The organism is Lyngbya sp. CCY1209 (assembly GCF_055795065.1).
The window spans coordinates 1-299 of sequence record NZ_JAYFER010000298.1; the positions used below are offsets into that span (position 1 = coordinate 1).

A 299-nucleotide genomic window follows, 5' to 3' on the forward strand; every position below is an offset into this window, starting at 1 on the left:
CGTATCTATCAAGCGGCTCAATCGGGACAGGATGCAAAAGCTAGAAGGTTGCAGAGACTCCTTTTGAAGTCATACTATGCAAGGCTACTAGCGGTAAGGCGAGTAACCCAAGACAACCAAGGCAAGAAGACAGCCGGAGTGGATGGAATGATAGCGATATCCCCGAAACAAAGGTTTGAACTTGTTGAGGAAATCAAAAGAAACTTCAAAGCCAAGCCGTTGCGGAGAGTCTGGATACCAAAACCCGGACGGGATGAAAAACGCCCTCTGGGAATCCCGACAATCCGAGACAGAGCCAA

At 48.8% G+C, this 299-nt stretch carries 1 protein-coding gene; it reads left to right on the forward strand.

Translation table 11 applies throughout. The features are described 5' to 3' along the window. Positions 1–299: reverse transcriptase N-terminal domain-containing protein (locus tag AC0QHF_RS08800; protein ID WP_324703831.1), on the forward strand; the 299-nt coding region annotated here is incomplete at both ends.